The organism is Chryseobacterium balustinum (assembly GCF_900168205.1).
GTDB lineage: Bacteria > Bacteroidota > Bacteroidia > Flavobacteriales > Weeksellaceae > Chryseobacterium > Chryseobacterium balustinum.
The window spans coordinates 30,161-56,606 of the sequence record NZ_FUZE01000017.1; the positions used below are offsets into that span (position 1 = coordinate 30,161).

The 26,446-nt window shown below is 33.3% G+C and carries 25 protein-coding genes; 17 read left to right on the top strand and 8 right to left on the bottom strand.

What is annotated here, in order from left to right; genetic code table 11:
- Positions 1-345: 345 nt before the first annotated feature.
- The gene (locus tag B5X64_RS16320; protein ID WP_034757421.1) at positions 346-690 is read right to left on the bottom strand and encodes a MerR family transcriptional regulator; all 345 of its coding nucleotides are present in this window, start codon (positions 688-690) and stop codon (positions 346-348) included.
- Positions 691-803: 113 nt separating this feature from the next.
- Between B5X64_RS16320 and B5X64_RS16325 the strand changes: the two genes are divergently transcribed.
- Positions 804-1,682 (top strand): AraC family transcriptional regulator, encoded by an 879-nt coding sequence (locus B5X64_RS16325; RefSeq protein ID WP_079466255.1) that lies wholly within the window; start codon positions 804-806, stop codon positions 1,680-1,682.
- Between the two features lie 4 nt (positions 1,683-1,686).
- On the opposite strand, the gene ccoG is transcribed toward B5X64_RS16325, so the two are convergent.
- Entirely contained in the window at positions 1,687-3,129 is a 1,443-nt protein-coding gene (ccoG, locus tag B5X64_RS16330) for a cytochrome c oxidase accessory protein CcoG (RefSeq protein ID WP_079466256.1), read from the bottom strand.
- A gap of 255 nt (positions 3,130-3,384) precedes the next feature.
- Here ccoG and B5X64_RS16335 point away from each other — a divergent pair, with 255 nt between their 5' ends.
- Positions 3,385-4,275 carry an SMP-30/gluconolactonase/LRE family protein gene (locus B5X64_RS16335; RefSeq protein WP_079466257.1) on the top strand — a complete coding sequence of 297 codons (891 nt, stop codon included), beginning with the start codon at positions 3,385-3,387 and terminating at the stop codon, positions 4,273-4,275.
- A 58-nt stretch (positions 4,276-4,333) separates the two neighbouring features.
- On the opposite strand, the gene B5X64_RS16340 is transcribed toward B5X64_RS16335, so the two are convergent.
- Positions 4,334-5,641 carry a DEAD/DEAH box helicase gene (locus B5X64_RS16340; RefSeq protein ID WP_079466258.1) on the bottom strand — a complete coding sequence of 436 codons (1,308 nt, stop codon included), beginning with the start codon at positions 5,639-5,641 and terminating at the stop codon, positions 4,334-4,336.
- A 148-nt stretch (positions 5,642-5,789) separates the two neighbouring features.
- Here B5X64_RS16340 and B5X64_RS16345 point away from each other — a divergent pair, with 148 nt between their 5' ends.
- From B5X64_RS16345 to B5X64_RS16365, 5 genes are all read left to right on the top strand, one after another.
- A complete protein-coding gene (locus B5X64_RS16345) occupies positions 5,790-6,212 on the top strand; it encodes a PaaI family thioesterase (protein WP_079466259.1) in 423 nt (140 codons plus the stop codon).
- Between the two features lie 94 nt (positions 6,213-6,306).
- Positions 6,307-6,651 carry a phage holin family protein gene (locus B5X64_RS16350; RefSeq protein ID WP_066677675.1) on the top strand — a complete coding sequence of 115 codons (345 nt, stop codon included), beginning with the start codon at positions 6,307-6,309 and terminating at the stop codon, positions 6,649-6,651.
- A gap of 302 nt (positions 6,652-6,953) precedes the next feature.
- Positions 6,954-11,153: a T9SS type B sorting domain-containing protein gene (locus tag B5X64_RS16355; RefSeq protein WP_079466260.1), complete on the top strand. Its 4,200-nt coding sequence runs from the start codon at positions 6,954-6,956 to the stop codon at positions 11,151-11,153.
- A gap of 806 nt (positions 11,154-11,959) precedes the next feature.
- Positions 11,960-13,945, top strand: a complete 1,986-nt coding sequence (locus B5X64_RS16360; protein WP_079466261.1) for a urocanate hydratase — start codon at positions 11,960-11,962, stop codon at positions 13,943-13,945.
- A 275-nt stretch (positions 13,946-14,220) separates the two neighbouring features.
- A complete protein-coding gene (locus B5X64_RS16365) occupies positions 14,221-14,850 on the top strand; it encodes a DUF6624 domain-containing protein (RefSeq protein ID WP_079466262.1) in 630 nt (209 codons plus the stop codon).
- 293 nt (positions 14,851-15,143) lie between these two features.
- On the opposite strand, the gene B5X64_RS16370 is transcribed toward B5X64_RS16365, so the two are convergent.
- Complete coding sequence (locus B5X64_RS16370; protein ID WP_079466263.1) at positions 15,144-15,992, bottom strand: leucine-rich repeat domain-containing protein; 849 nt, start codon at positions 15,990-15,992, stop codon at positions 15,144-15,146.
- Between the two features lie 210 nt (positions 15,993-16,202).
- Between B5X64_RS16370 and B5X64_RS16375 the strand changes: the two genes are divergently transcribed.
- The 4 genes from B5X64_RS16375 (at position 16,203) to B5X64_RS16390 (ending at position 18,694) form a co-directional block, all read left to right on the top strand.
- The gene (locus B5X64_RS16375; RefSeq protein WP_079466264.1) at positions 16,203-16,547 is read left to right on the top strand and encodes a hypothetical protein; all 345 of its coding nucleotides are present in this window, start codon (positions 16,203-16,205) and stop codon (positions 16,545-16,547) included.
- Positions 16,528-16,824 carry a type II toxin-antitoxin system RelE/ParE family toxin gene (locus B5X64_RS16380; protein ID WP_079466265.1) on the top strand — a complete coding sequence of 99 codons (297 nt, stop codon included), beginning with the start codon at positions 16,528-16,530 and terminating at the stop codon, positions 16,822-16,824. Before B5X64_RS16375 ends, B5X64_RS16380 begins: the two co-directional genes overlap by 20 nt.
- Positions 16,825-16,840: 16 nt before the next feature.
- The gene (locus B5X64_RS16385; RefSeq protein WP_079466266.1) at positions 16,841-17,599 is read left to right on the top strand and encodes an NAD(P)-binding domain-containing protein; all 759 of its coding nucleotides are present in this window, start codon (positions 16,841-16,843) and stop codon (positions 17,597-17,599) included.
- A gap of 87 nt (positions 17,600-17,686) precedes the next feature.
- Positions 17,687-18,694 (top strand): cytochrome-c peroxidase, encoded by a 1,008-nt coding sequence (locus B5X64_RS16390; RefSeq protein ID WP_123920905.1) that lies wholly within the window; start codon positions 17,687-17,689, stop codon positions 18,692-18,694.
- Between the two features lie 108 nt (positions 18,695-18,802).
- Here the strand turns inward: B5X64_RS16390 and B5X64_RS16395 are convergent, their stop codons facing one another.
- The 3 genes from B5X64_RS16395 to B5X64_RS16405 form a co-directional block, all read right to left on the bottom strand.
- Positions 18,803-19,303, bottom strand: a complete 501-nt coding sequence (locus B5X64_RS16395; protein ID WP_079466268.1) for a hypothetical protein — start codon at positions 19,301-19,303, stop codon at positions 18,803-18,805.
- A 94-nt stretch (positions 19,304-19,397) separates the two neighbouring features.
- Positions 19,398-19,919 (bottom strand): hypothetical protein, encoded by a 522-nt coding sequence (locus B5X64_RS16400; RefSeq protein ID WP_079466269.1) that lies wholly within the window; start codon positions 19,917-19,919, stop codon positions 19,398-19,400.
- Positions 19,916-20,368 carry a VOC family protein gene (locus B5X64_RS16405; RefSeq protein WP_079466270.1) on the bottom strand — a complete coding sequence of 151 codons (453 nt, stop codon included), beginning with the start codon at positions 20,366-20,368 and terminating at the stop codon, positions 19,916-19,918. The genes B5X64_RS16400 and B5X64_RS16405 overlap by 4 nt, the downstream gene beginning before the upstream one ends.
- 184 nt (positions 20,369-20,552) lie before the next feature.
- Here B5X64_RS16405 and B5X64_RS16410 point away from each other — a divergent pair, with 184 nt between their 5' ends.
- From B5X64_RS16410 to B5X64_RS16420, 3 genes are all read left to right on the top strand, one after another.
- A complete protein-coding gene (locus B5X64_RS16410; RefSeq protein WP_079466271.1) occupies positions 20,553-21,155 on the top strand; it encodes an HMG-box domain-containing protein in 603 nt (200 codons plus the stop codon).
- Positions 21,156-21,237: 82 nt separating this feature from the next.
- On the top strand, positions 21,238-21,624 hold the full coding sequence (locus tag B5X64_RS16415) for a DoxX family protein (protein ID WP_079466272.1): 387 nt from the start codon (positions 21,238-21,240) through the stop codon (positions 21,622-21,624).
- 159 nt (positions 21,625-21,783) lie between these two features.
- Positions 21,784-23,412 (top strand): NADP-dependent glyceraldehyde-3-phosphate dehydrogenase, encoded by a 1,629-nt coding sequence (locus B5X64_RS16420; RefSeq protein ID WP_079466273.1) that lies wholly within the window; start codon positions 21,784-21,786, stop codon positions 23,410-23,412.
- Between the two features lie 94 nt (positions 23,413-23,506).
- On the opposite strand, the gene B5X64_RS16425 is transcribed toward B5X64_RS16420, so the two are convergent.
- Positions 23,507-24,337 carry an alpha/beta fold hydrolase gene (locus tag B5X64_RS16425; RefSeq protein WP_079466274.1) on the bottom strand — a complete coding sequence of 277 codons (831 nt, stop codon included), beginning with the start codon at positions 24,335-24,337 and terminating at the stop codon, positions 23,507-23,509.
- A gap of 174 nt (positions 24,338-24,511) precedes the next feature.
- Here B5X64_RS16425 and B5X64_RS16430 point away from each other — a divergent pair, with 174 nt between their 5' ends.
- The 3 genes from B5X64_RS16430 (at position 24,512) to B5X64_RS16440 (ending at position 26,366) form a co-directional block, all read left to right on the top strand.
- Entirely contained in the window at positions 24,512-25,003 is a 492-nt protein-coding gene (locus B5X64_RS16430) for an RNA polymerase sigma factor (protein WP_079466275.1), read from the top strand.
- 25 nt (positions 25,004-25,028) lie between these two features.
- A complete protein-coding gene (locus tag B5X64_RS16435) occupies positions 25,029-25,631 on the top strand; it encodes a hypothetical protein (protein WP_079466276.1) in 603 nt (200 codons plus the stop codon).
- A 357-nt stretch (positions 25,632-25,988) separates the two neighbouring features.
- Positions 25,989-26,366, top strand: a complete 378-nt coding sequence (locus B5X64_RS16440) for a GreA/GreB family elongation factor (protein WP_079466277.1) — start codon at positions 25,989-25,991, stop codon at positions 26,364-26,366.
- The last annotated feature ends 80 nt before the right edge of the window (positions 26,367-26,446 follow it).

Consider the following 26,446-nt stretch of genomic DNA (forward strand, 5'->3'; position numbering starts at 1 on the left):
TTTGGCTTATTTCGATTTACCGAAATGAGCATACAATAAAGTTATGAATTAATTTAATTCATAAGCAAATAAAAATGAAAAAAAAATATTGATTAAATGATTGTTTTACAGTGAATTGTAAAGTGTGTTTGATAAATATGTTTAAACAAAAAAAATAAACTTAAGAATCGCTTTTTTTGTGAATGAAAATTTGGACAAGTGACACGACAAAGATTCCAATCAAAGCGGCCATTAAATAAGTATTCACATTAAAAACAGCTCCGATAATTATAAGAAATAATGAGACTCCAGCCAGAGTTTTTAAATGCTTTCTGTGTTTTACTTTAATCATTTGAAATTACATTTTTATTCAGAATCTTTTTCTACCAAAGAATCTTTGAGCTTAAGCAATTCTGCTTTTACGAATTCTAAACGGTCGATTAATGTTACCGTTTCAGAAATTTTTGAGTTGGTTGTTAGGGCAATTCTTGCTCCGTCAAGCGTATATCCTTTTTCTTTTACCAAATGATAAATGATTTTCAGGTTTTTGATATCTTCGGGAGTGAAGTAACGGTTTCCTTTTTTGTTTTTTTTAGGTTTGATGATGGGGAATTCTTGTTCCCAATATCTTATCAATGAAGCGTTTACATCGAATGCTTTCGCAACTTCTCCTATCGAATAATACAGTTTGTCGGGTAAATTTGTCTTCATTATAAATCCTGAAAATTCAAAGATAAATATTTTTTAAGCTTTACTACAAATACACGTTGTAAAATGTTCAGGTTAAGTGTATTTTTGTTCTCTTTTACACTTAATAAATCAGGATGAATTCTATCTCGGTATTGCACATCAATCTTTTTCAGTCAGAGAAAAATGCTCCGGATTTTTACTTTAATACGTTAAGAAATCATTTGGTTTCCAGCCATAAACATATCGAGAAACCGCACCGTCATGATTTTTATGTCACTGTTATTTTTACTAAAGGAACCGGGATTCATGAAATAGATTTTCAAAAATATGATGTTTCTGAAGGAAGTCTGTTTTTTCTTTCTCCGGGACAGGTGCACAGTTGGGAACTTTCTCCGGATACCGATGGTTATATTTTCTTTTTTTCTCAGCCTTATTATGAGATGCACTACGTTAATCAAAAGCTGAAAAATTTTCCATTTTTTAATTCTCCGAGTTTTCCGAGGAAACTTCAGCTTCAATCAACAGAATTGGAAGCTATGATTCGCCTTTTTGAGGCTATTCAAAATGAACATCAGTCTCAGAATGTAATGAAGCAGAGCTTTATTCTTTCTCTTATTTCTCAAATTTATATTCAGTCGGTAAGAGAGTTTTCTAAAGGTGATGAAAAAACGTCCGCCACAAGTGTATCTTATTTTAAACATTATCAGGATTTCGAAAACTTGCTGGAAGAGTCTTTTACTTCTCAAAAATCGATTTCTTTTTATGCTTCACAACTCAATATTTCAGCAAAGCATCTTAACAGAATTACCCAAACCGTTATGCAAAAAACGGCTTCTGAAATTATTACTGAAAGAGTGATTCTGGAAGCTAAAAGAATGCTTATTTATCTTGATGAAGGTCTTGTAGAGATTGCTTTCAGATTGGGGTATGAAGAGTATTCTTATTTTGCGAGGATGTTTCGTAAAAATACGGGAATTACACCCTCGCAATTTATTAAAAATCATAAAAACTAATGCTTTACAATGCAAGTTTAAAAGGTCCTTCAAAGGTTGTTTCAAAAGTATCTAAAACTTCATTTTTTTCATCTAACACAACAAATGTTATATTTTGTTTGGACGATTTAATTTCATTTTCAGGGAATGCAATGCTAATTGAACCTTTAAGAATCTGGTCGCCTTTTAAAACGATTTTACTCGGTCCTGAAGAGATAATTTCGGCATGATTGGGATGCGTTATTTTTATCGTAATTACTTTTTTCTCATTGGTTTTATTTAAAAAAGTATAGGTAAAATTATTGATGATTTTCCCGTCTCTCACAAAGAATGTAGACCCCGCTGGTTTTATAAATTTTGCTTCCATAGAACCTCTGTCGTTTAATAAAAATCCTAAAAATCCTATTAATAACGCCAGAAAAATTGTGGTAATAATCATTCTTGAAGTGATTCCAAGTTTTTTTCCGGTTTCAATTTCTGCTTCTGTGGCATAACGTACCAATCCGGTTGGTAAACCTACTTTTACCATTACCTCATCACAAGCGTCGATACAAGCAGTGCAGTTGACGCATTCTAATTGCTGACCGTTTCTGATATCAATTCCTGTTGGGCAAACGACTACACATTGTCCGCAATCAATACAATCGCCTTTTCCTGAAGATTTTCTGTCTTCCCCGTTTCTCCATTTAGCACGGTTTTCTCCTCTTTTTGTATCATAATATACATTGATGGTCTGCTTGTCGATTAACACGCCTTGAAGTCTTCCATAAGGACAGATCAAGGTACAGACTTGCTCGCGCAACCAAGTGAAAACAAAATAAAAGACCAGTGAAAAAGACAGCATTGCCGTAAAATGTAAAGGATGTTCTACCGGACCTTCCTGAATGATTTTGAAAATATTTTCGTAACCGACAATGTACATAAACATAAAGTGGGAGATAATCAATGAAATAATAAAGAAAACAGACCATTTTAAAAGTCTTTTTCTTATTTTTTCGGAATCCCAACTTTGCCTGTCGAGTTTCATTTGTTTGTTACGGTCGCCTTCAATCCAATATTCTATTTTTCGGAAAACCATTTCCATGAAAATGGTTTGCGGACACAACCATCCACAAAATATTCTTCCGAAAACTACGGTAAAAAGCATTACAAAAATGACAGAAATCACGGCTCCTAACGCTAAAATAAAAAAATCCTGAAGGTAAAACGACTGCCCTAAAATAAAGAATTTTCTATCAATAAGATTAATTAATAGAAATGGATTATTATTGATTTTTAAAAATGGAATTCCGAAAAATAAAGCTAATAAAACATAACTTGTATAATCTCTGTAATTGGTAAACTTACCTTTTGGTTTTCTGGGAAAAACCCATTTTCGTTTTCCTGTATCGTCCATTGTTCCTACAGAATCTCTGAAAGCCTCACCATCACTTCCCGGAATTTTTATATTACCTTGCTGAATACTCATCTTTTGAATTTTATTGAATTAAAAGGACTTTTTTAGATGATTTGTAAATCATTTCTGAAATAATATGCAGTCTAAATTTCCTCATTAAAAGATGATACAAAGCTCTTGATTTTAAGGTTTAATAAATAATATTAAATACTTACAGAATAGGACAAAAAGGACATTTTGTTGTTTATATTTGAACTAAATAATTACTCATATAAAATTGGCAATACTTTTTACAAATCGTAAATTGTAAGCCTTAAATTTATAGAAATGAAAAATATTTTGAATGCAGGTCTTGTTGGTTTGGTTTTGGCATTTACCAGTTGCAAATCACCAAATTACAATGCTATGTTGGAAAATACTGAACCAAAATTAATATCAAATCAATTTTCATTTACCGAAGGACCTGCAGCAGACAAAGCCGGGAACGTTTATTTTACAGATCAACCCAATGACAAAATTTATGTCTGGGACTGGAAAACCAATAAAGTATCCTTATTTTTAGATAAAACAGGGCGGGCCAATGGAACCTATTTCGATAAAAATGATAATTTGATTACCTGTTCAGACAATGAAGGTGAAATCTGGAAGATTGGTAAAGACAAGTCGGTTGAGGTTTTATCTAAAGGTTTTGAAGGGAAAAGATTAAATGGTCCCAATGACCTTTGGTTAGATGGTAATGGTGGAATTTATTTCACTGACCCTTTGTATAAAAGAGATTACTGGCAAGATTTTAAAGTAGAGATTCCTGAAAAAAATCTGTATTACAGAAGTAAAGATGGTAAAATCTCAAAATTGGAAACTTTTGTACAGCCTAATGGAATCATTGGAAGTGTGAAGCTGAAAAAACTCTACGTCTCAGATATTGATGCCGGAAAAACGTATGTTTACGATATTTTAGGAGACGGAAAATTATCTGAAAAGAAACTTTTCTGTGAAATGGGTTCAGACGGAATGACGCTTGACAAAGATGGAAATCTTTACATTATAGGAGATGGGGTCACTGTTTTTAATGCTAAAGGTGAAAAAGTACATCACATTAAAATTCCTGAAGACTGGACGGGAAATGTGACTTTTGGAGGGGAGAAAAACGATATTCTGTTTATTACCGCTTCAAAATCTGTTTACACATTGCAGACAAAAACAAAAGGATTGAAATAAATTAAGGTTGAGGTTTAGAACTATTTCTTTCAGTCTAAACCTCAACCTCGATCTTAAATTAATAAGCAACTTCCATTTTCACTTTCTTGCCTTTCAGCTTTTCAGTGCTCAGTTTTTTCAGTAAATCTCTTACTTTAGTTCTTGAAATAGCCACATAAGATGTTGTATCTTTTACTTCGATCAGACCTAGATCTTCTTTCTGTAATTTTCCTTTTTTCAATAAATATCCAACGATATCCACTTTGTTGACCTTGTCTTTTTTTCCTGCGCTGATATAAACCGTCTGGAATGGCGGGTTTGCAGGAACTTTAGAATATTCTTTTACAGATTCTTCCGGCGTATCTTTTTTGATAAACGGAAACTTTTCATCTTCTGTCATCACCAAATAGGCAGAACCTTTTGCATTCATTCTTGCGGTACGACCGTTTCTGTGAATAAAAGCGTCTTCTGTGGTCGGTAATTGATAATGAACGATCGATTCAACTTCCGGAACGTCTAAACCTCTTGCTGCCAAGTCTGTGGTGATTAAAACTCTGGCTGTATCATTTCTGAATTTCAGCAAAGCACGTTCTCTTTCGTCTTGTTCCATACCTCCGTGGAAGGTTTCTCTGGCGATGCCTTTATCTAAAAGCAGATCAGCAATACGGTCAACAGTTTCTCTGTGATTACAGAAAATAAGCGTTCTTTTGTTTCCAATTTTACAAATCAAATGAAATAAAGTATCTAATTTTTCCTCAGAAATTGTCATTACTTTTCTTAATTGAATATCAGGTTTATTCTCTCCTAATTTTAAGAAATCAATTACTTTTTCGTCTTTCAAGCCTGTAAACTTTGGAATTTCATCCATCGATGTTGCCGAAGTCAGCATTCTCTGGTAAAGATTGTACATATTCTCAATAATATATTCCATATCATCATGAAAACCAAGTTCTAAAGCTTTGTCAAACTCATCCAAAACCAGATTTTTTATGGTCTTTACATCAAGATTTTTGTTTCTCATATGATAAGCAACTCTTCCTGGAGTTCCGATCAATACAGCAGGAGCTTCCTTGAGATTGTTTATTTCAATCTTTTTATCGTGACCTCCGTAGCAAACAGTGACCTTAAAATCTGTTCCCATCGATTTGAAAACCTGCTCAATCTGAAGAGCTAATTCTCTTGCCGGAACCAAAATTAAAGTCTGAATTCCCGTTGATTCTTTCTTAAGATTTCTAAGAACAGGAAACAAAAAGGCCAATGTTTTCCCTGATCCTGTAGGTGAAAGTAAAACAACATCGGTATTGTTTTCTGTAGTTTTATATGTAGTTTTCTGCATCTGATTCATATCCTGAATCTGCAGTTTTTTGTAAATAGATTCTAATTCCATTTTGCAAAGGTAAGTTAAAAGAATTTTTGTGGAAATTATTAAATAAATTTTACAGAAATTTGCATAAACACTCAAACACTCAAACACTCAAACACTCAAACACTCAAACACTCAAACACTCAAACACTCAAACACTCAAACACTCAACATGACTCCCGAAAAAAGAAAACTCATGACCGACAGTTTCAATCGTTCTGAAACGTTGAAATTCTATAAAGCCGAATTATTGGAAGTGGAAACCGATTATGTATCCATCAAAATCCCAAAAATGGAAATGATGACCCGAACTGCGGGAATGTTCAACGGGGCAATGATTGCTTCTTTGGTGGATGTTTCTTCAGGATATGCCGCGGTAAGTCATTACGAAGAAGATTGTTATGTGGTGACAGTAGAGTTGAAGGTTAATTATCTTCGTCCTGCAATGGGAGATGCGCTGGTTTCGAAAGCTTATGTAGTGAAAGGAGGTTCTAAAATCAGTGTCATCAGAACTGAAATTTATACGGTTGACGAAAACCGTACTTCAGAAAGTCATGTAGCAACCTCTTTGGTGACAATGATGAAAATTAAATAGATTTACAGCAAAGAAAACTTAGTATTCATCATTAATTGAATGTGATTGGAATAAGTTTTGTTTATAAAGACCGATAATATAAAAATTAAATACTATGAACTTAATCATTCGACTATTGATTACGGCTATTGTAGCTTTTTTACTCACCAAAATTTTACCGGGTGTGCATTTTGACGGTTTTTCAACGGCAATCATTTTTGCAATTGTTTTAGGACTTTTAAATCTTATTGTAAAACCTGTTTTAAGTCTTTTTGGTTTGCCGCTTACAATTATTACTTTGGGCTTTTTTGCTTTGGTAATTAATGCTATTATTATTCTTATCGCAGATTATTTTATAGATAGTATGATGGTAGATGGTTTTTGGTGGGCGTTTATTTTTAGCATTGCGCTTTCTATAGTGACATCACTTGCCAATTCGATGTTTTCAGATGGAGATTAATTAAATTAAATTCTTAAAAATAAAAAAGTGGAAATTCAAAAGATTTCCACTTTTTTTATGAGATAGAGTATTCTTAAGATTTAAAAATGAATATTGTGGGGTTTGTGTGGTAATTTGAAATGAAGATAATGCTATGATATCCGATTATTATTATTATAGTATTAATTAATTAATTAATTTTTAATAATTCATAAATAATTAAAAATTGGTAAGTATTTTGTATTTAAAAATTAATATTTTTAAAATATATTTATTAGTAAATTATTTTTGATTAATTAATAATTTATTTACACCAAATTTCCATGACAAAATATTTACAGATTTACCTACTGTTGATCAGTTGTTATGCCTTTTCTCAGGCTCCCATCAATGTAAAAGTAAAAGACGCTTTTGGGAATGAAAATTTTCATGTAACATGTACCAATGATCTTGACGCCAATGGCTGTATTCCGCTTCATGTAGAATACCCGGAGCTGAAACAAACTACAACGTACCAGCTTACGCAGGGAACGTATGACCCACCAATCCCTTTGAATCAGGGAACGGCACTGAATGCTAATTTTGACGATTTATTTACGACAAAAGTAGATTTACCGTTTAAATTTTGTTTTTTTAATCAATATTTTGAATCTGTCGTCATTGGTTCAAACGGAATGGTCACGTTTGATCTGAATCAGCAGGGAAATATCAATTATCCCAATGTGCTTTGGCAAAATCCTGATCCGAGTTTGCCTAAAAATTCTATTTTCGGGGTATATCACGACATGGTTTTTTCTGCTTCAGACACATCAGAAATTTACTATTCTACAGTGGGAACTGCACCTTACAGAAAGTTTGTCATCAGTTATTATGACGGAAGAGTTGCCGGTTGTACCGATCGCTCTTCATCACAAATTGTTTTACATGAAACCACCAATATTGTGGAAGTTTTTGTAGATAAAAAATTGACACCCTGCCCAACCAGAAAGTTTGAAAATGCTTTGATAGGAATTATAAATGATACGGGAACTGTAGGATATTCTCCGGCTTCAAGAAATACCGGAAATTGGCAGGCTTTGCAGGAATCATGGAAGTTTACTCCCAATGGAAGTGCAATTCAGCCAACCGTAACGTGGACCAATTCAGCAGGACAAACCGTGGGAACAGGAATTCAGGCTACTTTGTGTCCTACGCAGAATGAAGTTTATACCGCCAATGTTGTTTTTAATATTTGTGGAAATAGTAATTTAACGTTAACTGATGATTTCACTCTTGATTTTGATCCTTCTTATCCTATTTCAAGAAATTATACTCAAGATTTTTGTGGAAACGCTCCCATTCAGCTTAATTTAAATGATTTTAAGCCTAATGTAACCTCACAAAATCCGGCGAATTTTAATTTTACTTTTTATCAGACTTTAGCTGATGCGCAAAATAATCAGAATAGTATTTCTACAACTTACTCGTTGAATGCTAATAAAGTTTTGTACGTCAGAATTCAGAATCCTAATGTTCCCGGATGTTTTAGAGTGTCGGTTCTTACCTTAAATTTCCTTACCAAAAATCTTTTGACGGATAGTATTTTACTTTGCGATACTAACAACGATGGAATTGAACAGAATTATGATTTAAGTTTCTTAAACAGTCAGCTTTTTCCTGCAGGAACATCTGGATTTTCATATTTTTTGTCTCAGGCGAATGCTCAAAATAATACGAATGCCGTAACCACGGCAAATATTACAACGAATGCAAAACTTTGGATAAGATTACAGGATGCAGAATGTACTTATATTCTCGGACCTGTAAGTTTCACTTTCCAACCGGGAGTGAATGCCAATTCACCTATTAATTTTTCGTTCACAATATGTGACATTAATGCAGATAATAACGAACCTTTTGATTTTGCTTTAAATATTGGACCTTTAATTACGACACAGCCAGGAGTCACTTTTACGGTTTATCAAACTTTTTTGGAAGCCTATAATAATTCCGGAACGGTAATAGGAACGATTAAAGAAGGGCAGTACACGGTTTACATCAGAGTTCAGATTCCGGGAGGTTGCTTTGCTGTAGTTACCGTTAACTTAAATATCACCTTTACTAAGATTCTGGTTAATGATAAAAATGAATATATCTGCTTCAACGGAACTGATGATATTACTGTTAATCTTCAGACCCTTTCTGCAAATATGCTTATTGCTCCGTCAACGGTTCCTGTTACAGAATTTTATGACAATTATTCAGCGGCTTTAGATGGAATAAATCCTATTTCACCCACGCAAACGATTACAGAAAACGGAAACTTTGTAAGCAAAACATTTTATGTCCGGTTTGAGCAAAGTGAAACCTGTTATACCATTAAAGCGATTAATGTTCATTTGGTTCATCCGGTTATTGTAGATTCTAATTTTACGGTGTGTGATTTTAATAATGATAATGCGGAAGTTGTTTCCTTAGCTCAGTTTTCGGGAGCGATTATCGGAAATCAGAACGCAACCACAACTTTCTATCTAACACAAGCTGATGCTCAGAACGGAAACAATCCTGTAACGAGTATAAATGTTGTAGGTACTAGACAGCTTTTCGTGAAGATCAATTCTTACAATTGTACTCAGATCTATCCGGTGACCATTAGTTTGGTATCAACTCCTGCTGTAAGTAATGTTGTGAATATTAACCTTATTAATATTTGTGATAACAATAATGATGGAGTAGAGTTGTATAACCTTGTGTTGGCTCAACCTCAAATTTATAGCGGTTCCAATGTTACATTTACCTATTATACTTCATATAATTCTGCGACTCATGCTTTTTCAGGAGCAATTACCAATCCTGGACAATTTCCGGTTCAGGGAAGCGCAACGGTTTATGTGAAAGTAAAATTTAATAATAATGAATGTTTTTCTGCATCACAATTGAATATTCAGATGACCTTTTTACCAGTAATTGTGCTAAAGAATGCTGTTTTAAATACGTGTGATGAAGATTTTAATCTAAATGAGACCTTCCAGCTGAATGATGCGGTTTCTCAAATGTTTTTACCTTCTCAGAATACGTATCCGCTTTCTGATATGACGATTACTTATTACAATACTTTAGCACAAGCCAATGCAGGAGTTCCTTCTACTCAGATTGGGAACAGTATTGTAACAACAGTTTCTACGGTTCAGGTTTGGGCAAGATTTCAATCGAAAACAAATGGTTGCTTTTCTGTAGCGCCTATTGAATTGAATACATACTTTCCTCCAAAAGCAATTAATTCAACGATAACAGTTTGTGATGATAATCTTGATGGTGTTTATGAAGTCAATCTGATGAATTATACCAATCTTTATGTAGATATTCCGAATACAATTAATACTTTCACCTTCTATCTTACTCAAAGTGATGCACAAAACGGGACAAACCCAATTGTCAATCCACAAAGCTTTACGGAAAACCCTTTTCCACAGCAGATTTGGGTAAAAGTGATGAATATTCCTGGATGTGATGATATCGCAACGATTAATTTTATCATCGGAACTAAAGTCGTGCTTCAAAATTCCGGTCCATTCCTTCTCAATAATGTCTGCGATACCTTAAATGATGGAATAGAAAATGTAAATCTTACCCAGTATGAATCACAGATTTTCTCAGGGACTAATGCTTCTTTTACTTATTATGCTTCTTTAGCTGATTTAAATTCAGGAACGAATGCCATTGCAAATCCCGCGAGTTATCCTTTTAATCAAAATTTAGGGTCAGATATTGTGTATGTGAGAGTAAGTGTTCCAGGATTATGCCCTGAAATAGCAACCATTAAAATATCGCTTAAGAAGGTTCCTATTTTTGAGATCCCAACTCAATATTTCTGTCCGGATGCAACATTCAGCTATACTTTAAAAGTAGAAGGATTTAATATTATAAGTTACGTCTGGACAAATCCTACGGGGCAAATTGTTTCCACTACCGATACGGTTGTTAATATGAATCTGGTTGGAACCTATTCAGTTACCGTAACTGCAGATAACGGATGTTCTTACACTGCGACTTTTGAAGCAAAATATTATGATGTTCCGGTTATTCAGAATATGATTGCGAGTGGTAATACTTATACAATAATTGCTACCGGTTCGCAGCCAATCCTCTATTCAATTGACGGAATTAATTGGCAGGCAACAAATGTTTTCTATAATTTACCAACAGGAATTACAACATTCTATGTAAAATATGTGGAAGGTAAATGTATTGTAAAACAGGATGGTGTTATTTTAGATATCAAAAATGCAATTACACCAAACGGAGATGGGCAAAATGATAAATGGATCATCAGGAACCTTCATGTTTTCGGAGCCAAAATGACCAATGTAAAAGTATTTGACCGTTATCAATATCTGATTTTTGAGCAAAATACAAATACCCAAATCGTCTGGGACGGAACCATCGCGGGAAGAGCAATACCAACTTCGAGCTATTGGTATGTGATTACACTTCCGGATGGAAGAACATTTACGGGCTGGGTACTTGTGAAGAATAATAATTAAAATCTTTTGAATAAGAATAACTACCTCATTGAAATTCAATGAGGTAGTTTCTTTCTGCAGAAATATTGATTAGATAATTACTTTGTTTGTCATTCCGTAGGAATCTCAACAATAATTTAAAAATATCGCTTAGATTCCTACAGAATGACAAACTCTGAGTAAAGTTTGAAAAGGAATTCCATCATACAGTATATTTTCTCATTTGATTTGCACGAGTTTTCTAATTTGAATATCTTTAAAACCACAAAATTTAAAACTATAAAAGCTGGATTGTAATTATATCTATTTTATGCATATAGTTGCAATAATTCAAAAGAAAAAAAGTTTAAACATCCTACTTAAGTTTAAAATAATAAATTTACAAATTAGTAACGACCTTTTATGAAAACCCTCTTTAAAAAGCAACTTTTTATTCTTTTTAATCTGCCTATATTGATATTTATAATTCTGTTGTTTTTTATAAATAAAGATACAACAGATACAATAGGTTTTAACAGAAAAATAGGATGGAATATTTGGGATAAATACCTAGGGAATTCATTATATAATTTTTCAGTTTTTGTGATTACTTATTTTACTTATATTTTAGGTTATTTTATTATTGCCTTAATTAGAAGATCAACAAATTTATATTTGTCATTGATACATTTTACACTCTCCATAATCAATCTTATCTTATTGTTTATCAATCCACAATATTACATACTCATCCCTATATCGATAATTTGTTTTATAATTTTCATTTTTAATATCTTTAAAACCACAAAAAAACAATCAACGATCATCAAAAAACCATAAACTATATAATGACTTTCCAAGAACAGATACAGCAAGGTATTCCTAATCAATTACCTCAGCCAAAACCATATGAAACGAATATCAATCATGCTCCGAAACGTAAAGAGATCTTAACGGATGAAGAGAAAAAATTAGCATTAAAGAATGCCTTACGCTATTTCGACCCAAAATTCCATGCAGAATTAATTCAAGAATTTAAAAAAGAACTCGATGAGTTCGGAAGGATTTATATGTATCGTTTTCGTCCTGATTACGAGATGAAAGCGAGAGACATTGCAGAATATCCCGGAAAATCTGAGCAGGCAAAAGCGATTATGCTGATGATTCAAAATAATTTGGATTATGCGGTGGCGCAACATCCACACGAATTGATCACTTACGGTGGAAATGGTGCGGTATTCTCCAATTGGGCGCAATATTTATTGACAATGAAATATCTGTCTGAAATGACAGACGAACAGACCTTAACAATGTATTCAGGACATCCGATGGGATTATTTCCTTCTCATAAAGATGCACCAAGAGTGGTGGTGACCAACGGAATGATGATCCCGAATTACTCTAAACCTGATGATTGGGAAAAATTCAATGCATTGGGTGTGACGCAGTACGGACAAATGACGGCAGGATCTTATATGTACATCGGGCCACAAGGAATTGTTCATGGAACTACGATCACAGTTTTGAATGCTTTCAGAAAAATAAATAAAGAACCAAAAGGCGGACTTTTCGTTACCTCTGGTTTAGGTGGAATGAGTGGAGCGCAGCCAAAAGCAGGAAATATTGCGGGTTGTGTTACCGTAATTGCAGAAGTGAATCCGAAAATTACCAAAATCCGTCATGATCAGGGGTGGGTGAATGAAATCCACGAAAACCTTGATGAATTGGTTGCAAGAGTGAGAAAAGCGCAGGAAAATCAAGAAGTGGTTTCTCTGGCTTATCTTGGAAATATTGTTGAGGTTTGGGAAAAATTTGATCAGGAAAATTTAAGAATTGATATTGGTTCAGACCAGACCTCACTTCATAATCCTTGGGCGGGAGGTTATTACCCAGTTGGACAAAGTTTTGAGGAATCAAACACGATGATGGCAGAAAACCCTGAATTATTCAAAGAAAAAGTTCAGGAAACTTTGAGAAGACACGCTGCGGCCATCAATAAACATACCGAAAAAGGAACCTATTTCTTCGATTACGGAAACGCATTTTTATTGGAAGCTTCAAGAGCTGGAGCCGATGTAATGTCTGAGAATCCGACGTTGGGAAGAGAGTTTAAATGGCCTTCTTATGTTCAGGATATTATGGGACCGATGTGTTTCGATTATGGTTTTGGACCGTTCCGTTGGGTTTGTACAAGCGGAAATCCTGAAGATTTACAGAAAACAGATGAAATTGCTTGCCAAGTTTTAGAGGAAATGATTCAAAATTCTCCTGAAGAGATTCAACAGCAAATGAAGGATAATATTCAGTGGATCAAAGGGGCACAGGAAAATAAATTGGTGGTTGGTTCACAGGCGAGAATTTTGTATGCCGATGCGGAAGGAAGAATGAAGATCGCTGAAGCCTTCAACAAAGCCATTAAAAATGGAGAGATCGGAGCGGTAGTTTTGGGTAGAGATCATCACGATGTTTCGGGGACAGATTCGCCGTACAGAGAGACTTCCAATATTTATGACGGTTCGAGATTTACGGCAGACATGGCAATTCACAATGTGATTGGCGATAGTTTCCGTGGGGCGACTTGGGTTTCTATTCACAATGGAGGTGGTGTTGGTTGGGGTGAAGTGATCAACGGTGGTTTCGGAATGTTATTGGATGGAAGCGATGATGCCGACAGAAGATTAAAATCTATGCTTTTCTGGGACGTCAACAACGGAATTTCAAGACGAAGCTGGGCAAGAAATGAAGGTGCTGTTTTTGCGATTAAAAGAGCTATGGAAGCTGAGCCGAATTTGAAGGTGACGTTGCCGAATTTTGTAGATGAGAGTCTTTTTTAATTTTAGAATTTGAAAATGAGTTAATTTGAAAATGATAAAGCAATCCGTCACTTCGAGTAGCTTTTAAAAAAAGCGTATCGAGAAGTTATTGTATTGAAAAAGAAAAACCTGCCTCACAGCAGGTTTTTCTTTTTATGATAGCGCGGATCTTTAATCCGTGCTTTATTCTTGCTCACAGATTGCAAATCCGCGAGATCGGGAAAAAATTATCCATACTTTATTCCGACACTTAAAAATAATTCCTACTTTTGGGAGCAATTAATTTTTAACAAAAAATGGTCAACCTATTTTGGGATATGACACAAAAAATAGAAATGAAAATAAAAAAAATAGTATTTAGCATATTAACCGCTCTTGTTTTAATTATATCAATATTCCTTTATATGAATAGGGATAAATTTGTTTATGTAGGTTCAGTAGATATTATTGAAGTCGATTGTAGCAAAAAACTTCAAATCTTGAGCGAAGTTTTAGAAAGTGACCAAAGGATTAGAAAAGCAAATGAACCCATCAAATACGCTAAAGAAGATCATAGGAATCAAGAATTAGTCATTAGCATTATTGAAAAGTGTGGTATGCCAACATTAAAGGAGGTGGGTCAAAAACGAATGGATGCAATATGGTTGGGACTGCAACATAGTACTGAAGAAATCAGAAAAAAGTATTTTCCACAAATAGAGAAAGCGGTAAAAAATGGAGACTTATCTAAACAACAATACGCATTGATGAAAGATAGGATATTAATGGACGAAGGAACCCCCCAAATATATGGTTCACAAATAGAAAATGGTAAATTGTATAAATTAGAAAATCCTAAAACTGTGAACGAAAGAAGAAAAGAAATGGGATTGGAACCAATAGAGGATTATTTAAAGAATTTCAATATTCAGTTCAATCCGAATTAACAACACAACATATAATCACTAGACAACTCCGGTCATAATTAAATGGAGTATGTCTCTCCCATTGGTGCGAACATCTTGCTCATACTCACTCAATTTAGTTTAAGACACGAGCTTGAAGCTCGCGGCAGCGAAGTATAACGCAGAAATATTCATGTTCAAAAAACCTTAGAAAGTATGGAAAAACCTGCTGTGAGGCAGGTTTTTGTTTTATTTTTTTGAGGGTAGAAATGCCCAACCATTTTATAAACAGTATGAGTGAGTATACCATCAATAACTGTCAAAGGTGCCGTTTATTAATCCTCAGGTTCTATATAAACTATCGTATCATCAAATTTACATTTTGAATTTAAAAGTTTATAATTTTCAATTTGTTTCGTATTTAGTTGCTGTGGAGAATAGCCTATTAACCTTAAATTGGGGTTTGTAATTATTTCATTTGGAATGTTTTTAATTTCCGTTTCCATAATATACAATTCAGTAAGTTCATTAAGATTTTGAAAACTTTCAGGAATTTCATTGATCATATTGGCTCTTAAGTACAACACTTGTAAAGCCTTGTTGTTTTTATGTAATGTTGGTAAAACTTCAATTTTATTTCGATTAAAATCTAATAAAAAAAGACTTTCCATATTGAAAATATCCTCAGTTATTTTATTTATTTCATTTCTACCTAAATGCAGGAATTTTAAATATTTTAGTTCCGAAATATTTTCGGGTAATGCTTTTAATTTATTATTGTTAGCAACCAATTTTCGTAGGTTTGAAAGCTTGTGAAAGTTTTTTGGAAAATACTCAATTTTATTAAAAGCAATAATAAGATTCTCTAGATTTGTTAGTTTAGAAATAGATTCAGGTAGTTTTTCAATTTGATTGTCTACTAACCACAGTTCGTAAATGTTTTTAAGATTACCAATTTTTTCAGGGATTTCCTTTATATTGTTTTGTTTTAAATCTAGTATTTCTAAGTTTTTACATTTTAAAATTATCTCTGGAAATGTACTTAGATTTTGATTGGATAAATTTATAGCATATACTAAATCAGGACTTTTTTCAATTTCATTTATTGAATAATAGGTTTTACCTTTTTGTGCTGAAATAGCGATTGAAATTAAAAATAAAATATTGATGTAAAGTGCTCTCATATTTCTTTTACTAACATTTTAAGTAATGTCTTGGTTAATCCAAATTATGATTTCAAAAATAAGCAAAATTGTATTAAAAATTTTTCATAACAAGAAAATTAAAATATTCCTTTTTTAAAATAAGAAGTATTTAAAAGTTTTAAAATACTTCTTATAATTTCATAATTGATTATATTTGTATCAATAAATGATACTTAAAAATATAAAATTATGATCGCAGAAATAGAAAAATACATCGAGATTCAAAATAATATTGATGAGATTCTGAAAAATTCTCCTTTCAAAATGTCTTATATTATTGAGAAATCAGGAATTAAGAAACCTACTTTTTTCAAAAAGCTAAAAGAAAAAAGATTCACACCGGAAGAACTTTTAGTAATTTCAAAAACCATAGAGCTAAAACAATGGCGCAACGAAACCAAAGAAGAAATTTTGGAGTCTTTGAAACGCTCTGAAAAAGATTTTAAAAACGGGAGAGTTCATGATTACAAAGATGTTATGGAAGCTACAAGATTACGTTTAGAAAAATACAGAAATGAAAATAAACTTCTCTGATGAATCACTTGCAGATTTAAGAAATATTGAAGAATATCTTCTTGAAAAATGGAATGACAAAATTTATGATGATTTTCTAACAAAATTCGCAGAAATCATCGAAATAATTTCTGCGGGAAATGTGGTTTTTCAAAAATATGAGAATACAGATTATCACAAGATTTTAATTACAAAACACAATACTCTCATCTATACTATTGAAAATAATGTTTTAAAGATTATTAAAATCCTTCAAAACTTCCAAGATCCTGATAACAATTACGAATCACTGAAATAATACTCAAAAACTAAACATGAAAAAAATAGGCATCATCGGCTGTGGCTGGCTCGGAAATCACATTGCAGAACGATTATCAAACCAATATGAAATCTTTGCAACCACGACTACAGAATCAAAGATTGAACATCTACAATCTAAAGGATATCACACCACTTTAGTCAGTTTTCCTAATGAATTGAATCCAGAGATGAAAGAATGGGATGCAGTAAAAAAACTGGACGCTATTATCATCAGTGTTCCGTTTTCGGGGATCAGAGGTGCTCAAATTCCTATGAATGATAAACGTGAAAACTTGCTGAATTTTCTTGGAAATTTTAAAGGTCAATTGTTTTTGACAAGTTCGACGGGCGTTTATCCTGAAACTGAAAAAGATTTTACAGAAGACGATAAACCTGCACAAGAAGTAGAAAGTGAAAGTTTTATTTTAGATAAATTTCCACAGACTAATATTTTAAGATTGGCTGGATTGATGGGAGATCAGAGACTTTTGAAGAATTACAATATTTCAAATTTAGATCTATTAGTGAATCATATTCATTATGCAGATATTTGCTCGGTGGTAGAAAAAATGCTGGACAATCAATCTCAATCTAAAGTGTATAATGTTGTTGCGCCGATTCATCCGAATAAAGAAGAGGTGATTAATGCTCAGAAAGATCTGCCATATTCGGGAGATCGAACGACAACAGGAAGAACAATATCGCCGTCAAAATTAATGTCAGAGGTGGATTTTGAATTTCAATATCCTGACCCGAGATATTTTCATGTGTAGAATTGTTTTGGAAATAATTACTGTAGCCTAAAGAAATACTCAATAATCATTTCAAAATGAAGATTAATTATTTTAATAAACCTTCTCGTGTATTCTAAATTTAAACCGCTCGGTTTTCTTTCCCTGTTCATTCTGATGGCATTTTACGGTCTTCAGGATATTCAATTGATTTATCCTGATTATTTCCCGAAACCAGTTTATGATTTTAAGAAAAATCCTTTAAAACGATCTACTGTCGACTTGGGAAGAAAATTGTTTTACGATCCCATTTTATCGAGAGATCATACGATCTCATGTTCTTCGTGTCATTTGTCGAATCAGGCTTTTTCGCATGCCGGAAATCATTTAAGCAAAGGGATTGAAGACGGAATTGGTGACCGGAATTCTCCTGCGATTTTCAATTTGGCTTGGCAGAAAACATTTATGTGGGATGGCTCGGTTGCAAATATCGATGTGCAGGCTTTAGCTCCGATTAATCATCCAAAAGAAATGGGTGAAGATATTAATGTTGCTGTTCGCAAACTCAATCAGTCAAAAGAATACAAAACGCTTTTCTACAAAAGTTTTGGTGACAGTTTAGCGACATCTGAACGATTGATGAAAGCGCTTTCACAGTTTCAGTTAACGATTGTTTCGGCTAATGCGAAATATGATAAAGTAAAACAGGGAAAAGCAAAGTTTACTTCTTCCGAAAATAAAGGCTATCAGTTATTTAAACAAAATTGTAGCTCATGTCATTCTGAACCTCTTTTTTCAACCTATGAATTTAGCAATAACGGACTTCCTTTTAATCCTGAACTCAATGACAATGGAAAGTGGAACAAAACTTTTGAACCTGTAGACAAATTGATGTTTAAAATTCCAAGTTTAAGAAATCTTACTTACACTTTTCCTTACATGCATGACGGCAGATTTAAAACGCTATATGAGGTTTTGGAACATTATGAAAAAGGAATGGTCAAAAGCCCGACTTTAGCGAAAGAATTGCAAAAACCTATCATTTTTAATACTCAGGAAAAAGAAGATTTGCTGGCTTTTTTAGCAACCCTTAATGATTCTGTGTTGGTTTCTAATCAGGAATTTCAAAAGAAATAATTTTTATTGATTAAAATGAAAGAAAATATTCATAGTAAACACATTAATAGTATTGGTGGTGATGGAGATTAACAACAAAAACCTGCAGTAGCACAGGTTTTATTTTTTTTATTTATTCACTAAAATATTTTCAATAGATTCCAGAATTTCTTTTTCAACACTTTCTTCATCAAGTGTTTTCAGCGTGTAATTTTGTTCTTTCAAAGCTGCGATTCCAATACCGTTTTGGAAAATTGTATCCTGATGTACAACAATTCTTTTTAAATTTTTATCAGCAACAAACATGATATGCGGAAACTTATCGTTGGCATAAAAATTAGAATCTACGTTTCTTGAGATCTGAAGTTTGATATTGGTTTGTGAATTAATCCCTAAACCATTTTTAATTTCTTCATTAAATGAAATCTTGCAGCCAAATCCGTTTTGTCTCAACATTCTTCTGAATTCCTGCATTTTGGGATCGATGAAGTTCTTGCACAGCGTTTTAAAGCCTTCAATAAATAAATCGTCTTCGCTTTTTTGTTTCTCCAGACTTTCTTTGAGTTTTTGTTCTTCCGATTTTAAATTTGAGAATAAGGAATTAAGTCTGTTGATATTTTCTTCTTTCATTTAAATTGTATTTTTAATGTGCTATATTTTTCAAAGATAAAAAAAACGTAAAAAAGAATGATAATGAAAAGGCAGCTGTTGCAGATTTATACTTTTAATCTTGATTTAGTTCCTTTGCTTTCTTCTGAAATTCTAAAAGCGTTTCATCGATTAAAGGTACTATTTCTATAAAACTGTTGATAAGATTTAAAATATCTTCATGAATTCTTTCATCATTAAGCGGTATCCAGCCTTCCATCAAAGTCTGTGGACCAAACTGAATGCTTACATTTTCCCACTTTTGTTCAAATTCTTTAAACTTCACTCTAAAAGAATCTGCAAAAGCACGGCTTTGTAAGGTATATCCATTGAGCTCCCTTAGTTTCAGAGCATGAATATTGTACTTAAGTATTTTTTTCGAAAAAGCTTCTTGATCTATCCAGATTCCCATAAAAATGGCAGAACCTGAATGAGGTTGTTCATCAGGATTATTTGCCCAATGCTTTTTTTGTAATCGTAAAACAACTGAGTTTAGCCAAATTCCTATTTGAATTTCCAATCCACTTTTTTCAAGTGCTTTTGTGTCAATTACCTTTACAGCATTTTCAAATTTGTTTAAATAAATTTCATTGTTCATTTGTTATCAATTTTTTCTGCCAGTCCGATAAGAATCCCTTCAGGACCACGAATGTAACAAAGTTTATAAATATTTTGGTAATCAACGACTTCTTCCACAAGTTGGGCGCCATGTTTATAAAGTCTGTTGAGCGTATCGTCTAAGTCTGCAACGGCAAACATAACTCGTAAATAACCTAAGGCATTTACCGGAGCGTTGCGATGATCTTCGATTACTTTCGGATTAATGAATCTCGAAAGTTCCAGTCTGCTGTTTCCGTCTGGGGTAACCATCATGGCAATTTCTACCGATTGATTACCAAGCCCTGTTACACGACCCGCCCATTCGCCTTCAACCATTGCTCTTCCTTCAAGCTCCAGACCAAGTTCAAGAAAAAAAGAAATCGTTTCATCGAGAGATTCTACAACGATTCCGACATTGTCCATTCTAAGTAAATTCTGTTTTTTCATAGTTTTAAAATTATAAAAAATAATCGAACTTTAATATTTGCAATCAATTGAAAATAAGGTATTTATTGGAGTTATAATAAACATTGAATAATGATTGTCAATTTTAAATCTATTATTAAGATAATCTTCAATTTTGTTTTCCAACCTTTTTATTCAATACTGCATCTTTAATAAAAAAGAGACTATGAAAATTACGATACCAAAGCCTTGTCGTGAAAAATGGGAAAGTATGACTCCACAAGAAAAAGGGAGATTCTGTGCTGTCTGTTCAAAAACCGTCAGAGATTTTACGAATGATTCTGATGATGAAATTTTAGACTATTTTTCTGATTCTTCATCTCAAAATACCTGTGGGAACTTTTACGAATCACAGCTTAACCGAAATATGCAGTATTCAATAATCAACTCACTTTTTTCAAAGTTTGCCATTGGTTTTATCTTAACAACCGGTGGAATTGTTTCTGTAAATGCTCAGGAAAATGATTCGATAAAAAATTCAGCTATTGCAAATCTTCAAGGAATATTGGGTTGTGTTTCACCTAATTCTCCAAACATGGTTATCCCATCAACTAGAGGCATGCCTTCATCTATTTACACAAATGGCGAATCTTTATGGGTGATTGATCATAAAATTGTTGAAGCAAAAAGCATCCGTGATTTTGATTCTAAGAAAATTAAGAGCATGAAAATAATCAAGGGAGCTGAGGCAACAGCGATCTATGGAAGTAAAGCAAGCAATGGAGTGGTCATTATTTCCACGAAAAAAAGTTTTAGAAAGAAAAATTAATTCAAGCTGTGATTTTTTAACAAAAATAAATATAAGATTGGAATCATTCTTGACTTCATTATTGTATCACAAAATATACATTATGAAATCAGACACCATCAAAACCATCGCAAAATATGGTCTCGGAGCCATGTTGATTACCGCAGGAATCGGTCACCTCACATTTGCAAGAAAAGAATTTCAGGCGCAGGTTCCCAATTGGGTTCCGCTGGAAAAAGATGATACCGTTGTTTATTCAGGAATTGCAGAGATTGCTTTAGGAACAGCTATTATCGCCACTCCCAAAAAATATGAATCTATTGTGGGTAAAATTGCAGGAACTTTTTTTACTGCCGTTTTTCCGGGAAATATTGCGCAATATAAAAACGATCGAAACAGTTTCGGCTTAAATACCGATAGAAAAAGATTAGCCCGACTATTTATGCAGCCATTACTCGTTTTCTGGGCGTTAAAATCAACAGGGAAATAACATTAAACTCAGCGACAAAGCTGAGTTTTTTTGTTGAGTATTAATTCTTATTAAAATACCGTCAAATAGAGTAAATCTATTAATTGTCTCTTTTTAAAACGAATTTTTACGGCTAACTTTATTCATTCAAATTTCCAAATTATTAAAAATATACAATTTATGAGTTTAAATAATCAAGCGTCATTCAGTGACCTTTTTAAATCAGAAAATGAAATTCCAGAAGAATATAAAGTTCCCGAAATTCACCAACGAGAATATCTCCTTAACGGAGAATTGATAGAATGGAAGGGAGATGTCACGGATATTTATTCGCCGGTCTGTATTAAAACAGAGAACGGTTTAGAACGAAAAAAATTAGGAAGCATTCCGAATATAAGCCCAAAAGAAGCGATGGAAGTTTTGGAAGCTTCGGTAAAAGCTTATGATAACGGATTGGGAGAATGGCCGACGATGTCTGTGGAAGGAAGAATAAAATGCATGCAGAAATTTGTGTATTTGATGATAAGAGAGCGTGATTTAATTATCAAATTATTGATGTGGGAAATCGGAAAAACGTTGCCCGATTCTACCAAAGAATTCGATAGAACGGTTGATTATATCAACCAGACAATCGATGCATTAAAAGATTTAGACAGAGAATCTTCACGTTTTCAACAAGCCGAAGGAACAATTGCCCAAATCAGAAGAGCACCTCTTGGCGTAGTTCTAAGTATGGGACCTTTTAATTACCCTTTAAACGAGATTTTTACCACTTTGATTCCTGCTTTAATTATGGGGAATACGATTTTGTTTAAACTTCCTAAGCATGGTGTTTTAGCACATTATCCTTTATTAAAAGCATTTAAAGAAGCTTTTCCAAAAGGAACGGTCAATACATTATACGGAAAAGGTTCAGAAATTATCACTCCGATCATGGAAAGCGGAAAAGTAAATGTTTTAGCTTTTATCGGTTCGAGCAAAGTAGCCAACGGTTTGAAAAAATTACACCCGAAAGTAAACCGTTTAAGAGCAATTTTAAGTTTAGATGCAAAAAATGCAGCAATTGTTACAAAAAATGCAAACCTTGATGTTGCAGTAAGCGAATGTATATTAGGTGCACTTTCCTTTAACGGACAAAGATGTACCGCTTTGAAGTTAATTTTTGTCCAAAAAGATGTTGCTGAAGAATTTACACAAAAATTAACGGAAGCTGTTTCTAAAATGAAGCCCGGACTTCCTTGGGAAAAAGAAGTGAAAATTACTCCGCTTCCGGAAGTCAATAAACCTTCTTATTTAAAAGAATGCATTGATGATGCTTTAGCAAAAGGAGCAAACGTTCTCAATGAAAATGGTGGATTTACCGAAGAATCTTTTGTTTTTCCAGCAGTTGTTTATCCTGTGAATAATGAGATGAAATTATATCATGAGGAGCAGTTTGGTCCGGTAATTCCGGTGGTTCCTTTTGACGATATTGAAGAACCCATCGATTATCAGGTGAATGCAGACCACGGAATGCAGGTGAGTATTTTCAGTGAAGATGCTCTGGAAGTTTCGAAATTAATCGACTCTTTTGTAAACCTAGTGAGTCGAGTGAATATCAATTGCCAAGCTCAACGCGGACCAGATGTTTTTCCTTTTACCGGACGAAAAGACAGTGCGGAAGGTACGCTTTCTGTTTTTGATGCGCTTCGCTCATTTTCTATTCGTTCTTTAGTTGCTGCAAAAATCACAGATTCAAATAAAGAATTGTTGAATACTATCGTGAGAGACCATGATTCTAATTTTTTGAGTACAGATTATATTTTTTAAGGATTTAAGTTTAAAACTTTGATACAAAAAAACCGCAATACATTCTATTGCGGTTTTTTGATCATTAAAGATCAAATATATTGAAACTTAAAACTTAGTTGTTAGTTAGAAACTTAGTTAATGTTTCGTTTAAAAGTTCTGCATGTGTAACATTTAAGCCATGTGGTCCGCCTTCAATAATGACAAAATCATTATCAGCAATTCCTTCTGCAGCCTGTCTTCCTGCTGTTTCTATTGGTACAATCTGGTCGTCATCACCATGTACGATCAGGGTTTTTACATTTACATTCACTAGTTCTGGTCGGAAGTCTGTATTTGCCCAGCTTTCGGCACATTTTATCGTTGCGATTGGAGAGGCACAAGATGCGATGCTCCAGTCATAATCCAGCTGTTTTTGACTGACTTTTTGAGAAAGCAATCCGTAATTATAAAAGTTTTTGTGGAAACTTTCGAGAAAAGTAACTCTGTCAGTTTTAAGGCTGGTTAAAATTCCATACAATTCTTCTTCGGAAACTCCATGTGGATTGTCTTCTTTCTGTTTTACCAAAGGAATAATAGATGAGATCAAGGCTATTTTATCTACATTTTCTGAACCGTAATTGGTTAAATAGCGTACAACTTCGCCGCCGCCCATTGAGAACCCGAAGAGGATAACGTTTTTTAATTCTAATTGAGTGATAAGTTCATGTAGATCTGAAGCCAAGTTATCATAATCATAACCCTCGAATGTTGGAGAAGATTTTCCGAAACCTTTTCTGTCGTAGGTGATGACACGATATCCTAAGTCTAAAAGTACAGGAACCTGAAGTTCCCATGATTTTCCGCTTAAAGGCCATCCGTGAATTAAAATAATCGGTTGTCCTGAACCGAAATCTTCGTAGTAAAGTTCAAAATTTTTGCTGTCTTGTTTTGTAAGGTAAGGCATGTTAATATTTTTTTGTGATGTAAAGCATAAAGCACAAATTTTGCGCCACGAAAGATTTCGTGCTTAAAATGTGGTATTTATTTTTTGATTAAATTTCAAATATTATTTTTTTTTGCATAAAAACTGTAACAATTATTTTAATGATCTACTAACTCTACAGAGAGTAAAGAAACCATGACCTCACAACAGGAATTTATTACCAAAATCGAAAAGCATAAAGGGATCATTTTTAAGATTTCTAAAATGTATATGGATGATAAAGATGACCGCGATGATCTTTTTCAGGAGATTACGTATCAGGTCTGGAAAGCATATCCAAAATTTAAAGGAGAAAGTGAATTTTCAACCTGGCTGTACAGAATTGCGCTCAACACCGCAATTATTTTCTTAAAATCTGAAAAGAAAAGAAGTTTTATAGCCAATGAAGATTTTTCGAATTATAAAATTATTGAGGATGAATACGACCATGAAAAAGAAGAGAAGCTTGCAGAAATGTATAAAGCCATCAATCAGCTAAATCCTATCGACAAAGCATTTATTTTCTACTACCTAGAAGATTTTTCGGGAAAACAAATTGCCGATCAAATGGGGATTTCTGAAGGAAACGTAAGAGTAAAAATGAATCGCGCCAAAAATAAACTGAAAGATATATTAAGCTCAAAATAATTATCAACTTTTTAAATCAAAAACAATGAATATAGATGACCTAAAAAATGCATGGAATGACGATGTTTCTGATGAAACACCCGAAATCAGTATTGAACAGAAAAATAAAATCAATCTTCCGCTAGAAAAAATCAGAAAAAATATGCGAATGGAATTTTGGTCTACCGTAGGAATATTACTTTTTGGCTTTGCTGTTGTCTGGATTCCTGTTCCGGAAGCTCCATTTAAGTTTAAATTTTATTTGACAGTTTTGCTGTTCTCAATGGTAATTGTAGTGTCATTTTTCTTCAGTAAGTTTTTTAAATTATACAATAATATAAGCAGCCCAATGATGAGTACTTACGATTCTTTGAAAGATTTAATGTACCAGTTTGACCTTAATAAGCAGTATTACCTTTCATTTATGCTGTCATTTGTACCATTTTTAGTCTGTGAACTGATTATCGTGATCGAGTTTATCCCACACCCCAAGCCGATGAGTGATTTTAAGGTAGCTACTACAATTCTTTCTACACTTGCTATTGGTCTTTTTGGTCTTTTCTTGCTGGGAAAATATTGGTACAGAATTTTTTATGGAAAATACGTTCAGCAAATAGAAAATCTTTTGGGCGAGTTTCAAAAAAAATAATAAAGAAAATTGTGAAAATACCTAACGAAGATGCTGCTTTTTAATATCAATTATAAGTTGTATCTTCGTATCAATATCAATTAAATGACAACAAAGTACTTTTTTCCGGTGAAGTATTCCTCGATTACACTTTCGTTGTCTTTGTCATATCTGCATGATGACAAATTTTTAAAAAATTCTAAAGAGTTTATTTAATATCCCTGTCGAGACTCAGGGCAGGGCATTGTTAAGTATTTAACCCAATTCATTTTTCTGAATGTGCATTCTGCATACCTTATCACAAATTTTTGTGCATTATGGCTATGTCTGAGTCAAAATATTCGGCATTCGGAAATTTCATTTTTAAAAAATAAAATTATGTCAGAACAGATTATTTTAACCACAGGAGTATATGATTTAATAAAAGACCATTTAAGAAGAAAAAAAACAACGGCTGAAGAAGAGAAAGTACTTCTTGGGCAACTGAGAAATGCAAAACAGGTATTGCGCCGTGATTTACCAAAAGATATTGTAACCATCAACTGTGAAGTAAAAATAAAAGATTCTTCCCATCCTCAAGAGCAAAAATTCACGATTGTTTCTGATGACAAGGCAAAAGTGAAGAAAGGGAAATATTCTGTATTATCTGATATTGCATTGGCAATTGTAGGCAATAAAGAAGGTGAAGTTATTGACTGGCCTTTTAAGGAGGGAGATAGAAAAATTGAAATCCTTAGTGTAGAACATATCAATTAATTGAAAATAATGATATTGAAAGCTCCCAACTTGGGAGCTTTTTTAGGTTTCGGCGGCACCGAAGGTGCCGCCGAAACCTA